The 13780-nt window shown below is 69.7% G+C and carries 12 protein-coding genes; 10 read left to right on the top strand and 2 right to left on the bottom strand.

Going from position 1 to position 13780, the window contains the following annotated elements; genetic code table 11:
• Positions 1–12: 12 nt before the first annotated feature.
• A complete protein-coding gene (locus I004_RS0101535) occupies positions 13–1284 on the bottom strand; it encodes an alanine racemase (protein ID WP_028434051.1) in 1272 nt (423 codons plus the stop codon).
• A 120-nt stretch (positions 1285–1404) separates the two neighbouring features.
• Between I004_RS0101535 and I004_RS0101540 the strand changes: the two genes are divergently transcribed.
• The 5 genes from I004_RS0101540 (at position 1405) to I004_RS0101560 (ending at position 6328) form a co-directional block, all read left to right on the top strand.
• Positions 1405–2487 carry a sugar kinase gene (locus I004_RS0101540; RefSeq protein ID WP_486579648.1) on the top strand — a complete coding sequence of 361 codons (1083 nt, stop codon included), beginning with the start codon at positions 1405–1407 and terminating at the stop codon, positions 2485–2487.
• On the top strand, positions 2484–3248 hold the full coding sequence (locus I004_RS0101545) for an IclR family transcriptional regulator (protein WP_028434053.1): 765 nt from the start codon (positions 2484–2486) through the stop codon (positions 3246–3248). Before I004_RS0101540 ends, I004_RS0101545 begins: the two co-directional genes overlap by 4 nt.
• Complete coding sequence (locus I004_RS0101550; RefSeq protein ID WP_028434054.1) at positions 3245–3658, top strand: RidA family protein; 414 nt, start codon at positions 3245–3247, stop codon at positions 3656–3658. Before I004_RS0101545 ends, I004_RS0101550 begins: the two co-directional genes overlap by 4 nt.
• 140 nt (positions 3659–3798) lie before the next feature.
• A complete protein-coding gene (locus I004_RS0101555; RefSeq protein ID WP_028434055.1) occupies positions 3799–5265 on the top strand; it encodes a GntT/GntP/DsdX family permease in 1467 nt (488 codons plus the stop codon).
• A gap of 163 nt (positions 5266–5428) precedes the next feature.
• Positions 5429–6328 carry a trypsin-like peptidase domain-containing protein gene (locus I004_RS0101560; protein WP_028434056.1) on the top strand — a complete coding sequence of 300 codons (900 nt, stop codon included), beginning with the start codon at positions 5429–5431 and terminating at the stop codon, positions 6326–6328.
• 217 nt (positions 6329–6545) lie between these two features.
• On the opposite strand, the gene I004_RS0101565 is transcribed toward I004_RS0101560, so the two are convergent.
• Positions 6546–7586: a chitinase gene (locus I004_RS0101565; protein ID WP_037974551.1), complete on the bottom strand. Its 1041-nt coding sequence runs from the start codon at positions 7584–7586 to the stop codon at positions 6546–6548.
• Between the two features lie 221 nt (positions 7587–7807).
• Between I004_RS0101565 and I004_RS0101575 the strand changes: the two genes are divergently transcribed.
• From I004_RS0101575 to I004_RS0101595, 5 genes are all read left to right on the top strand, one after another.
• The gene (locus tag I004_RS0101575; protein WP_028434058.1) at positions 7808–9166 is read left to right on the top strand and encodes an Nramp family divalent metal transporter; all 1359 of its coding nucleotides are present in this window, start codon (positions 7808–7810) and stop codon (positions 9164–9166) included.
• Positions 9167–9407: 241 nt separating this feature from the next.
• A complete protein-coding gene (locus I004_RS31515) occupies positions 9408–10502 on the top strand; it encodes a hypothetical protein (protein ID WP_199779309.1) in 1095 nt (364 codons plus the stop codon).
• Between the two features lie 3 nt (positions 10503–10505).
• Positions 10506–11237: a Flp pilus assembly protein CpaB gene (gene cpaB / locus I004_RS0101585; protein WP_028434059.1), complete on the top strand. Its 732-nt coding sequence runs from the start codon at positions 10506–10508 to the stop codon at positions 11235–11237.
• Positions 11238–11252: 15 nt separating this feature from the next.
• Positions 11253–13325 carry an AAA family ATPase gene (locus tag I004_RS0101590; protein ID WP_028434060.1) on the top strand — a complete coding sequence of 691 codons (2073 nt, stop codon included), beginning with the start codon at positions 11253–11255 and terminating at the stop codon, positions 13323–13325.
• 130 nt (positions 13326–13455) lie between these two features.
• Complete coding sequence (locus I004_RS0101595; RefSeq protein ID WP_486579723.1) at positions 13456–13779, top strand: TadE/TadG family type IV pilus assembly protein; 324 nt, start codon at positions 13456–13458, stop codon at positions 13777–13779.
• The last annotated feature ends 1 nt before the right edge of the window (position 13780 follow it).

Here is a 13780-nt window from a genome sequence, read left to right on the forward strand (position 1 = left end):
GCCGTCCGCCCGTCAGAAGAACGTGCGGACGTAGCCGGTGACCGTGCCGTCCGCAGTCGTCTCGGGGATGAGCTGCCACTTGTCGAAGATCGTGCACGGGTGTGACAGGCCGAGCCCCACCCACTCCCCGACCTCCAGGGGCGCTTCAGTACGGACCCAGGCGTGCTGGTCGGAGAGCGCCGTGACCGTGATGCCGTGCGCCGGGCGCGTCGTGCCGTCGCCGGCGCGGACGGTGTGGGGCTGCGGCAGGTGCAGGTCGAACGCGGCGTCGCGCTTGCCCGCGTTGAGGAAAGCCTGGTCGGGAGCGGGCCGGGAGACGACCTGCGCCCACAGCGTGAACGCCGCCTGCAGCGCGCCCTCTTCGGGGATCCGGTTGAAGGGCGTCTTCTCCCGGTAGGCGCCGTCGTCGTGCGACACGTACGCGCCGGAGCGGAGCAGCTTCAGTACCGGCCGGGAGAGCGGGGGCAGTGCGGCGAAGACTTCGGCGACGGTGTCGAACCACGCGCTGCCGCCGGCGCTGAGCACGATCTCGGTGAGCCCGTCGAAGCGTCCGTCGGCGTCGAACGCGGTCGCGAGCGCGCTGAGCCGGCGCAGCCACGCCGTGACCGTCTCGGGGGAGGCGTCCGGGACTTCGCCCTCGTAACCCGCGACCCCGGCCAGCCGGAGGGTGGATGTGCCCGCCACGGCGGTGGCGATCGCTTCGCACTCGGCCTCGGTGCGGGCTCCGGTACGGGCGCCTTCCCCGGCAGCGAGTTCGACGACGACGTCGACGGGACGCGCGGCCCCGGCCTCCTTCAGGGCGGCGTCCATCTGCGCGACGCCCTCGGTGGAGTCGGCGTAGCAGATGAAGCGGAAGTCCGGGTCGGCGTCGAGCTCCCGGGAGAGCCAGCGGAGCGCGACCGGGTCGACGAGTTCGTTGCCGAGGAAGATGCGCCGGATCCCGAACGCCCTGGCCACGCGCACCTGATGGGGCACGGCAAGCGTGATCCCCCATGCGCCGTGGGCGAGTTGGCGGTGGAAGAGCTGCGGGGCCATGGAGGTCTTGCCGTGTGGGGCGAAGGAGAGGCCGTGCCGCTGCGTGTAGGTCCGCATCAGGGCGAGGTTGTGCTCCAGGCGCTCCGCGGACAGTGCGAGGACCGGCGTGGTGAAGCCTCCGGTGAAGAGGTTGCGGCCCTCTGCGGTGAGGTCGGCCACGGTGCGGCCGGCGGCGTCCGGGGGCAGCCCCTTGAAGCGGTGATCGATGCGCTCCTCGGCGAGGGAGGCGAGAGGGTCCGCGCCGGCCATGTGGACTCCTACTCCTCGGCATTTGCGTCGTGGCGTTGCAGTAAGTGCAATAGACATTGCGTATTTCGCTCAGAGCTGTTTAGCATCCCGCCGAACACCCGTCAATCGATGAGGGAGCGGATGCCGACAGTGGTGAGTACCGACGTCGTCTGCCTTGGCGAATCCATGGTCACGTTCCTGCCTTCGCAGGCCGGACGCCTCGCGGACGTGCCGTCCTTCGAGCGGGCCATCGGCGGGGCCGAGTCCAACGTGGCCTGTGCGCTTGCCGGTTCGGGGCACTCCGTGCGGTGGGTCAGCCGTGTCGGCGCCGACGGATTCGGCGACCACCTGGTGGAGACCATCGCCGCGCGCGGGGTCGACATCGGCTTCGTCGGACGCGACCCGAGACGGCCCACGGGCATCTACTTCCGCACGGAGGGCGAGCGCCCCACGACGCTCGACGCGGCCGGTGACCGCGTCGGCTCGGCCGAGGTCGTCTATTACCGCGCCGGGTCGGCCGCGTCCGCCATGTCGCCGCAGACCGTGGACCTCGACATCGTCGACGACGCCGAGGTGCTGCACGTCACAGGCATCACCGCCGCGCTCTCGGAGGAATGCCTGGAGCTGATGCGCCTGCTCACGGGCCCGCGCCCGGACCGCCCGCTCGTCTCCTTCGACGTCAACTACCGCGTGGGTCTGTGGAACCGAGCCGAGGGCGATGCGGCCCCCGGCCCCGGTGTGCTGCTCGAACTCGCCCGCGGCTGCGATGTCGTCTTCGCCGGCGAGGACGAGGCCGCCGCGGCGTGGGGCGTGACCGGCGGCCCCGAGGCGCTCAGGGAGCGGCTGCCCGAGCCGGCGGTGCTCGTGGTCAAACAGGGGCGTGAGGGAGCGACCGCGTTCGTGCGCGGCGACGAGGGCGGTGACGACGAGGCCGCCGACACCGCCCACTACGAGCCCGCCCTGCGGATCGACGTCGCGGGAGCCGTCGGTGCCGGCGACGGATTCGCAGCCGGTTTCCTCTCGGCGACGCTGCGCGGACTGCCCCTGGCCGAGCGGCTGCGGCACGGACATCTCACCGCGGCGGCGGCTCTCACCGTGCCCGGCGATCTCGCGGAACCGCCGTCGCGCGAGGTCGCCGACCGGTTGGCGGCCCTGGACGACAAGGACTGGCGGGCACTGCACCTGGGGCCCGGCTGGAACACAGGGAAGGCGAATCCGTCATGAGCCAGACCGTCGACCGCGCACTGAGCATCCTGCCCCTGCTGGCAGAGGGACCGGCGAACCTCGAGCAGGTCGCGAACCGGCTCGGCGTGCACAAGTCCACCGCGCTGCGGCTCCTGCGCACGCTCCACGAGCACGGCATCGTCCACCGCCAGCCCGACCAGCGCTACCGGTTGGGGACGCGGCTCTTCGCGCTCGCGCAGCAGGCCGTGGAGAACCTGGATGTGCGCGAGATTGCCCATCCGCACCTCGTGGAGCTGAACGCGAGGACGGGGCACACCATCCACCTCGCGGTCCACGAGGAGGACGAAGTCCTCTACATCGACAAGGTGGAGAGCCGCTATCCCGTGCGGATGTACTCGCGGATCGGCAAACCGGTGGCCATCACGGTCGCCGCGGTCGCGAAGCTGCTGCTGGCCGATCTGCCCGAGCAGGAGCGGCGCTCGCTCGCCGAACGGCTCGACTACCCCCGCTACACCTCCCGTTCGATCACCGACTCCGCGGCGTTCCTCGCCGAACTCGCGACGGTGCGCGAACAGGGCTGGGCCACCGACCTGGGTGGCCACGAGGAGTCCATCAACTGCGTCGGCGCCCCGGTGCGCGGTCCGGACGGGCGTGCCGTGGCCGCCATGTCCGTGTCGGCACCCAACGTCGTGGTCAGCGCCGAGGAACTCCTCACCCTTCTCCCGCTGGTGCGGCGCACGGCCGACGCCATCAGCGACGAGTACTCCGGAAAGACCCCAGACAAGGAACGGCAGCCATGAGCGAGAAGCCGGCCAAGACGGCCCTCACACCCTCCACCCACACCACGCCGCCCGCGAAGTTCTCGCACGGCGTGCGCAAGGGCAACATCCTCCAGGTCGCGGGCCAGGTCGGCTTCGCGCCCGCCGTACCCGGCCAGGCGCCGGTACCGGTGGGCCCGGGGCTGCGCGAGCAGACGCTGCGCACCCTCTCCAATGTCGAGGCCATCCTGCAGGAGGGCGGGGCGAGTTGGGAGGACGTGGTGATGATCCGCGTCTATCTCACCGACACCTCGCACTTCGCGGAGCTCAACGAGATCTACAACGAGTACTTCGCCGGCCTCACCGAGGCCCCGGCGGCCCGCACGACCGTCTACGTCGGCCTGCCGGCCGGGCTGCTCGTCGAGATCGACGCGCTGGCGGTTCTCGGCTGAGCCGGACCGGGCCCGCCCGGACGACTCCCGGCGCACCGGTGGGAACGGACGCCGGACCCCAACACACCACCACCCCCCTCGTTTGTCCCCATCCCTCTGAAGAGTCACGGCTGTTGACACAGAAAATCCGAGGTCCACCCATGCTGCTCGCATCCGCGCCCGAGAAGGCGCCACCACACACTGGCGGCCTTCTCGCGCTCATAGGCGGCACCCCAGGTCTGCTGACCGTCGCCGCCCTGGGCATCGTGCTGCTGCTGTTCCTGATCATCAAAGTCCGGTTGCAGCCCTTCGTGGCGCTCCTGGGCGTCTCCATAGCCGTCGGCCTGGCCGCCGGCCTCTCGGTCACCGAACTCTTCGGCACCGTGCAGAAGTCCGAGGCCGTCTCCCTCATCGAGGACGGGATGGGCGGCATCCTCGGCCACGTCGCCATCATCATCGGGCTCGGCACCATGCTGGGCGCGATACTCGAGGTCAGCGGTGGCGCCGAGGCGCTCTCCAGCCGTCTGCTGGCCCTCTTCGGGGAGAAGCGCGCACCGCTGGCCATGGGCCTGACCGGCCTCATCTTCGGCATTCCGGTCTTCTTCGACGTCGGCATCTTCGTCCTCGCACCGATCGTCTACGCCGCCGCCAAGCGCTCCGGAAAATCGATCATCCTCTACGCGATGCCGCTGCTCGCCGGCCTGTCGATGACGCACGCGTTCCTGCCGCCCCACCCCGGTCCGGTGGCCGCCGCGGGGCTGCTGAAGGTCGACCTCGGCTGGATCATCCTGATGGGCATCATCACCGGCATCCCGGCCGTGATCGCCGCCTGGGCGTACTCCGCGTGGATCGGCAACCGCCTCTTCGTCGAGGTGCCGCACGACATGGTCGAGGCGGCCGAGGAGGCCAAGGCGGCCGTCGCCGCCGAGCAGAAGGCGGCAGGCGTCTCCACGGAGAAGCCCGTCTCGCTCGGCGTGGTGCTCGGCATCATCGGCACCCCGCTCATCCTGATCCTGCTGGCGACGTTCTCGTCCATCGCGCTCGACCCGTCGACGCTCCGCTCCGTCATCGAGTTCTTCGGGCATCCCTTCGTCGCGCTGACGATCGCGCTGCTGCTGGCGTACTGGCTGCTGGGCTTGAAGCGCGGCTGGTCGCGTCAGTCGCTGGAGACCGTCTCGACGGCCTCGCTGAAGCCGATCGGCAACATCCTGCTCGTCGTCGGTGCGGGTGGTGTCTTCGGCGCGGTACTGGACGGGAGCGGCGTCGCCCAGGCGCTGGCGGACACCTTCGGCGACGCGGGACTCCCCGTCATCGTGCTGTCCTACCTGCTCTCCCTGGTGCTCCGGGTCGCACAGGGATCGGCGACGGTCGCGATCGTCACCACCGCGGGCATCGTGGCTCCGCTACTGGCGTCCGGCGACTACTCGCAGCCGCACATCGCCCTCGTCATCATGGCGATCTCGGCGGGTTCCATCTTCGCCTCGCACGTCAACGACGGGGGATTCTGGATCGTCTCCAAGTACTTCGGCATCTCGGAGCGGGACACGCTGAAGTCGTGGACGGTGCTGGAGTCCGTGCTGTCGGTGGCGGGCTTCGCCGTGGCGGCCGTCATCAGTCCGTTCGTCTAGAGAGAGCCGGCTCGACGGCGCCCCCGCGCGGAACATCATCGTCCGTTTCGGGTGGCGCCGTTGGGGTCTTGTGGGGGTGCCTCTCCTGCGCCAAGAATGCACGGCGTCACCCCCGACGAATCACCGTCACATTTGATTCGATCAAGGAGAGGAACCCCCCACCATGAAGAGACCTCTCGTCGGCATCCTGGCCACGGCCTTCTTCGGAGCCGCCGCGGTCACCGGGATCGCCGTCGTCCCCACGACCGCCTCCGCCGCCGACGCCCCCAAGGCCGAGGCCGCCAAGGAGGCGAAGGACACCAGGGCCGCCGACACCAAGAAGGCCAAGGTCGCACCGGATTTCGCCGGCACCGTCGCGCTGAGCAACTGCTCCGGCTCGCTGGTGAAGATGCCCGAGTCGAAGGCGTCGGACCCGGGGCTCGTGCTCACCAACGGGCACTGCCGTGAGGCGGGCATGCCGGAGCCGGGCCAGGTCATCGTCGATGAGGACGTGAAGCGCAACTTCACGCTGCTCGACGCCAAGGGCGAAGACGCCGGCTCGCTGACCTCCACGAAGATCGCCTACGCGACGATGACGGACACGGACGTCTCGCTCTACGAACTCGACGCCACGTACGAGGAGATCAAGCAGGACACGAATCTCGACCCGCTCGAGGTCCAGGCGGAGCACCCCAAGGAGGGCACCGCCATGACCGTCGTCTCCGGGTACTGGAAGGAGACCTACAGCTGCTCCATCGACGCCTTCGTGCCCGAACTGCGCGAGGACGGCTGGACGATGAAGGACTCGATCCGGTACACGAAGGAGTGCGAGACCAAGGGCGGCACCTCGGGTTCTCCGGTGATCGACGACTCGACCGGGAAGATCGTCGGGATCAACAACACCCGTAACGAGGACGGCGAGGAGTGCACCCTCAACAACCCGTGCGAGGTGGACAAGGACGGCAAGGTCACGGTTCACGAGGGCATCGCCTACGGGCAGCAGACCCACACCCTCACCAGCTGCGTCGCGGCCGGGAACAAGGTCGACCTGAGTCTGCCGGACTGCAAGCTGCCGAAGCCGTAAGCGTCGGGCCGCCAGTGTCGGAGCCCGGCGGCTGCCGGCCGGCGGCGTGGTGCGGCGGCACCATGACGCCGGCCCGGCGCTGACCTCCGCACACGGCCGAGGACGGGCGACGCCCCCGGACAGCTTGTCCGGGGGCGTCGCGTGCGTACGGGGAGGTGGGGGCCACCCCGCAGCAGCCGGTGGGCCGCCCCTCCGTAGGGGCGGCCGCGGTTCGGGCCTACGGCAGTCCGTGCACGTGCGGGCCGACCGTGCCCGACCACTTGTTGCCGTTCGTCGCGTCCCAGTTGGTCGACCAGGTCATGGCGCCGCGGATGCCGGGGTACTTCTTCTCCGGCTTGAAGCTCCCGCAGTTGGTGCCCTCGGCGAGGCAGTCCAGCGCGTCCGTGACGACCTTGGGGTCGACGAAGCCCGAGCCCGCCGCGCTGGAGGAGGCCGGCGTGCCGATCCCCACCTGTGAGGGGTCGAGGCCGCCCTCCAGCTGGATGCAGGCGAGGGCCGTCAGGAAGTCGACGCCGCCCTGCGCGTAGGTCTTGCCGTCACAGCCGTTCATCGAACCGCTGTTGTAGTACTGCATGTTGAGGACCGTCAGGTAGTCCTTGATGTTCAGCGCGGTCTTGAAGTACTCGGTCGAGGTGGACTGCATGTCGATGGTCTGCGGGGCCATCGTCACCACGACGTCGCTCTTCTTGCTGTGGACGGCGTCCAGCGCCTTGGTCATGTAGGTCGAGTTGAGGCCGTTCTCCAGGTCGATGTCGACCCCGTCGAAGCCGTACTCGTCCATGAGGGAGACGACGCTGTCGGCGAAGGCGCCGGCTGAGGCCTCGTCGGCGACGCTGACGGCGCCCTTCTCGCCGCCCACCGAGACGATGACCGACTTGCCCGCGTCGTGCTTGGCCTTGATGTCGGCCTTGAAGTCGTCCTCCGAGCCGTAGCCCGTCGCAGGGTCGAGCTTGAAGTCGACCTGGCCCGGCGTGCCCGTGGCGTCGGCGAAGGCCACGGCGATGATGTCGTAGTCGTCCGGCAGGTCGGACAGCTTCTGGGTCGTCGCGCCGTTGTCGAAGTTCTGCCAGTAGCCCGTCACGGCGTGCGCGGGTACGGCGGATGCGCCGACGGCCGGGGCCTTTCCGGCGGACGGGGCCGCGCCCGCGCTGGCGGCGCCGGCTGTGAGCAGTCCGCACAAGGTCAGTGCCGCCGCTGTGACGGCGGCGAGGACGCGGGGGCGTGCATACGAGTGGGACAGGAATCTTGCGCGTGCCACAACTGCCTCCGGGGTGGGGGGAGATGGGGAGGAAAGGGGTCGAGCGTGGTGCGCGGGCCCTGCGCTTGGCTGACAAGATGGTCCAGACCAATTGCCTTGTCAAGACTTCCGGCAGTCGTCCGAGCTCTTGTATTGATCGCCATCGGGGGATTGGATGCGCCGGGAAAGGGCCTCTTCACAGGTAGGGCGCTTCCAGGGGACGAGTGCGAAGGCGGTCAGCGATGGCAACCGAGGACAGCGAGCAGAGCGGGGCAGCCGCCTCCACCCCGGACTCGTCCGGCGAGGACAAGGGCGGCTCCGGGCCCCGAGTACGCAAGGCCAGCTGGAAGTTGATCGGCCCCGGCTTCGTGGTCGCCGCGACGGGAGTCGGTGCCGGTGACCTGGTCGCCACGCTGATCGCGGGAAGCAAGTTCGGCTACGCGCTCATGTGGGCCGCCGTCATCGGCTGCATCATCAAGATCGCGCTCGCCGAGGCGACCGGCCGCTGGCACTTGTCCACCGGCCGTACCATCTTCGACGGCTGGCGTTCGCTCGGCTCCTGGACCACGGTCTACTTCGCCATCTACGTCGTGATCTGGGGCTTCGTCTACGGCGGAACCGCCATGTCCTCCTCCGGGCTTCCCCTGGAGGCGCTCTTCCCCGGCGTGCTCGACCTCAAGGGCTGGGCGATCATCACCGGCCTCCTGGGCCTCGTGTTCGTCTGGTTCAACCGCTACGCGATCTTCGAAAAGGTCATGACGTTCCTGGTCGGCCTCATGTTCGTGGTCGTCGTCTACGTCGCGATACTCGTCTCGCCCGACATCGGGGCCAGCTTCGCCGGGCTGGTTCCCGTCCTCCCGGACGGTTCGGTCTTCTACACCCTCGGCCTGATCGGCGGAGTCGGCGGCACCATCACCATGGCCGCGTACGGGTACTGGGTGAACGCCAAGGGCTGGACCGACAGCGGCTGGATGAAGATGATGCGGCTCGACAACCGCGTCGCCTACGTCACCACTGGCATCTTCGTCGTCGCGATGCTGATCGTCGGCGCCGAGCTGCTGCACTCCACGAGCATCGCGATCGCCGAGGGCGACAAAGGCCTGGCCGACCTCGACAAGGTGCTCGAGGACCGCTTCGGCGCGTTCACCTCCACGCTCTTCCTCATCGGCTTCTTCGCCACGTCCTTCACGTCGCTGATCGGCGTGTGGCAGGGCGTGAGCCTGATGTTCGCCGACTTCGTGGAGCGGATGCGCGCCGCCCGGAAGACGAACAGCGAGGGCGCAGGCGGCGAGGCCGGGGTGCAGGCCGTGGTCGGCGGTCAGCGTGAGCGGTCGCTGCCCTTCCGCGCGTACCTGCTGTGGCTGACCTTCCCGCCGATGACCCTGCTCTGGCTGGAGCAGCCCTTCCTGCTCGTGGTGGTCTACGGCGTGCTCGGCGCGTTCTTCATGCCGTTCCTCGCGCTGACGCTCCTCTGGCTGCTCAATTCGGACCGGACCCCGCGGGAATGGCGCAACGGAATTGTCAGCAACGTGATGCTTTTCGTATCGGGAATGCTTTTCATCGTGCTGTGCGTGCAGCAGGTGAGGGAGATTCCCTGGTAACAGGTGAGGGAGATTCCCTCGTAAACAGTCGCCGACGAAACGTCACTATCCCGGCAGTCGGGACGAGTGCCGACCCGCGAGCCGATTGACCAACGGACGGCGCGGGGTATGGCAGGGAGAGCGGGCGGGCCGAAGCTGTTCCGAGGCAGGGCTCCCGCCCGTAAGGTGTGGTGTCGTCAGATCAACATTGACGATCGGGTACTCGGACCGGACCGGTCCGACTTGGAGCTCGGGGGCGGGGATGACCACTGCAATAGCAGTCACCAGCCACGGCCACATGCTGCCCCCGCCGGACCGGCACACGCCGCGGGCGCATGTCTACCAGGCGCCGGACGAGCAGCCGTTCGACGTGGCGCTCGCACAGACGCAGAGGCTGATCGATCAGAACGGCCATCTGATCGTCGTGCATCCCACGACGCTGCCCAAGCCCTTCCTGCACAGGCTCCACGCCATCCGCTCGGTCCTGGAGAGCGACCGCGTCGCGCTGATGCCGACGCCACTGCCGCCGCTGGGTACCGCGGTCCTCGTACGGCAGTTGAGGCAGCTCTCGCTGTGCGAGTTCAGCCCGGGAGTGCTGGGCGCCGCCGTACGGCTCCTCTCGCATTACATCTACGCGGGTGCGCTGCTGAGTTCCGTGGCGAAGCTCGATCATCTGCCGCTCTCCTACACGGCGAGCGCCAGGTCCTGGAATCCCAAGGCCCAGTTCGCGGTGCTGGCCACGCCCACGCCCCAGCTGGTGCGCACCGACAGCGGTGCCCGCGGCGTGGTCAGGGCCGCGCTCACGGGGCCCCAGTTCCCGACGCATCTCACCTACGCCAACGGCCAGCTCAACTCCGACTGGGTCACCCGCTCCCTGGCTCCGCAGTGGCGCGTCGGCAGCGTGCAGGAGGCGTATCTGCCGGCTGAGGCCGCCCGCTGGTGGGGGACCGGCAAGCTCGTGGAGTTCGCCGCCGCGATCCCGGACGTCTCGGTGCTCTACCGACTCGTCTCCTCGGTGCGGCGGGACGAGTGCCACTGGTGCGGACTCGAACTCATCGGTGACCGCTGCGCGTTCTGTGCGGCGCCCGCCCCCTACGGGACCGGCTCACGGAGGGCGGCGGCGGTGCGCCCGGCGCCCGCCCGCAACCGCTCCGGTTCCGCGCTCTCCTCCCGTACCGCTTCCGGTTCCGGCGGTTCCTCCTCCGGTACCGGTCAGGACGACGACGGAGACCGTACGGACAACTCACGAAGGGGCGCCGGCCTCGGCGCCTTCCTCAAGCAGAGGCACGCGGCCGCCGCCGCACGCTCCGACTCGCAATCCAGTCACGCCGTTGTCGCCGATCCCCGAGGTCTGTAGTCCATGAATTCACGCCAGCGCCGTGGCGTCATCCTGCTGGTCGTCTCCGTCCTGTGTGCCCTCGCGGCGTTCGGGGGCGTGCTGACACTCATACGCGACGTGGAGTCGAAGGTCGGTCCCGAGACGACGGCGTACGAGCTCAAGGCTGACGTTCCGCCGTACAAGTCCCTCGACGAGGGGCAGTTCAAGAAGGTGTCCATACCGAAGCGCTGGCTTCCGGAGACCGCGGTCACCGACCTCGACGAGGTGCGCGGCAAGGTCGCCACCAACAAGCTGCGCAAGGGGTCGCTGCTGCAGACGGACATGATCGACGAGCGGCCCGAACTCAAGCCGGGCCAGCAGGAGATCGCCATCATGATCGACGCCGAGACCGGTGTCGCCGGCAAGATCAACTCGGGCAGCCGGGTCAACATCTTCGCCACCTTCGAGGGTGAGCAGCAGACGGGCGGCAAGGGCCAGTCGGCGAACCAGTCGAAGGTCATCGTGAACGACGCGAAGGTCATCGACGTCGGGAAGCTGACGCCGTTCAAGGAGAACTCCGGCGACGAGGACCGCTCCCGGCTGAGCGAACGGGACGGCGTCCCCATCACCTTCGCCCTCTCCACGGCCGACGCGCAGCGCGTCGCCTACGCGGAGTCCTTCGCGGAGCACGTCCGGCTCGCCCTCGTGGCACCGGGCGACGGCAACGACATCCCCGAGAGCGACAAGACGTACACGCTCACCGGGGACAAGTGAGGCAGGAATCAGCCGATGGTCACCCGCATTCAGCCAGCCGTCAGCGACCAGGAAGCGGCCCGGTCGGTCCTTGGCCTGCTCAGCCAGCTTCCGGACAGCGAGCCGGTGCCCGCCGCCACCGACTCCACCCAACTGCTCGATTCGCTCGCGCGGTTGGCCGAGGGGACCGTGGCGGACCTGCCGGAGGTCGTGCTCGTACACGAACTCATCCGCCCAATGCCCGCGTTGGAGCTGATCCGTGAGATCGCGCTCCGCTTCCCGGCCGTCGGCGTCATCCTCATCACCCGCGACACCAGCCAGCCGCTCTACTCGGCGGCGATGGACGCCGGAGCCCGCGGCGTACTCGGGCTGCCCCTCAGCTACGACGACCTGGCCGCGCGGGTCGGCGCCGCCGCCTCCTGGGCGGTGGGCGTACGGAAGCATCTGGGCACACTTCCCGAGGAGACGGTCGGCCCCGGTGGCACCGTCGTCGCCGTGACGGGCGCCAAGGGCGGCGTGGGCACGACCCTGACGGCGGTCCAGCTGGCGCTCGCGGCACAGGCGTCGGGACGAGGTACGGCCCTGGTGGACATGGACCTGCAGTCCGGGGACGTCTCCTCGTTCCTGGACGTGCAGTTCCGTCGCTCGGCGGCCGACCTCGCGGGCATCGCCGACATCTCCAACCGCGTGCTCCAGGACGCGCTCTTCGCGCACGAGTCGGGGCTCGGGCTGCTGCTCGCCCCCGGCGAGGGCGAACGGGGCGAGGAGGTCGACGACCGTGCGGCCCGCCAGATCATCTCCGCGCTCAAGGCCCGCTACGACATCGTCGTGATCGACTGCGGCACCCAGCTCAACGCCGCCAACGCCGCCGCGATCGAGACCTCCGACAGCGCGGTGCTGCTGACGACACCGGACGTGATCTCCGTACGGGCGGCCAAGCGCATGGTCCGGATGTGGGACCGGCTGCAGATCCGCAAGGCCGAGGAGACCGTCACACTCGTCAACCGGACGTCGCGCTACACGGAGATCCACCCGGGGCTCATCGCACGCATCGTCGGCACGTCCGTGGCCGGGACGACGATTCCCGCCGGGTACAAGGAGCTTCACGCCGCCGTCGACGCCGGACGCATCCAGGACCTCGACGTCAAGAGCACGGTCAAGCAGGCCCTGTGGTCCTTCGCGGCCGAACTGGGCCTCGTCACCGCGGCGGAGGTCACCAGCAGCAACAGCGGCGGCAAGCACAGCGCCAAGGCGTCGAAGGGCCAGAGCGGACAGTCCAAGCAGGCGCTCTCCGACACCGGCACGGAGCCGGACGGGCGCGCCCTGCCCGCGGGCGGATCGGGGAGTTCCCAGGTCCAGGCTGTGCAGGGAAGCCAGGGCGCCGAACGCCCGACGGGTCAGGCCGGCCGCGGAGCGCCGCGCCCGCAGACGGCACCGCCCGGCCAGTTCCCTCCGCCACGCACCCCCCAGGCCCGGCAGGGGAGCACCCCCGGGGGCAGCCGGCAGGCCCTGCCCCCCGGCGCCTCGGGCGGCGAGAACGGCATGCCCGGGGAGGCACCGGCGGCGCCCGTGGGCAACGAGTACCGCGACCACCGCAGGCCGCACGAGCCCAACAGCGCGGCGCCCTTCCACACGCGCACGCGCGTGGGTCCGGTGGGCCCCGACATCGGGCACGTATCGGGAGGCCGGCACGCACGGCAGCAGGTCGACGACCTCGATGACGAGGGCGAGGCGAGCGTGTGGGGCGACAAGGGCGCCGTCACCGTGGAGTTCGCGGGCATGGCGCCCGTCGTGCTCGCGGTCCTGGCAATCCTTTGGCAGTGCGTCCTCGTCGGCTACACGTTCTCGCTCGCCGGAAACGCCGCCGACGAGGCGGCACGTGCCGCGACGGCGGCCGCGTTCAACGGCGACCCGGAGGGCGCCTGCGAGTCAGCGGCGACCGAGCACCTGCCGGCCGAGTGGCGGGAGAAGTCCTCGGTCAGCTGCAGCCTCGAAGGCCATCTGTGGAAGGCGAACGTCGACCTGTCGGCACCTGTCCTCTTCCCCGGAGCGGGGAAGCTCCCCTTCAGCATCACCGGCACGGCCGGCGCTGCCGAGGAGGGGAAGTGAGAGCGGCATGAGACGGACGCGGACGGCGCGCAGAGCACGGACGGACCGGGGACTCACGCAGGTTGCGCGAGCCCTGCGGGCACGTTCCCGGAGCGCAGGGGGCGCGGAGGGTGAACGCGGCGCGTCCAGCCTGGAGCTGGCGGGCATGATGCCGCTGCTCCTGCTCGTGGCCATGGCCGCGATCCAGCTCGGCGTCGCGGGCTACACCGTCCAGCAGGCCGGTACGGGCGCCCGCGCCGCCGCACGTATCGCGAGCCAGGAGGACCTCGCCGAGGACTTCGAAACGACCGGCAAGGCGGCCATGTCCGACTGGACGGCGTCCCGCGCCAGTTTCGACCTCGGAGGGGGAGAGGACGAGGTGAAGGTGACCATCACCGTCACCATCCCGTCCGTCGTCCCCGGCGTCGACGACTTCGGCGACGCGACCCGTTCCGCGACCATGCCGCGCGACTGAT

The organism is Streptomyces sp. TAA486 (assembly GCF_000426165.1).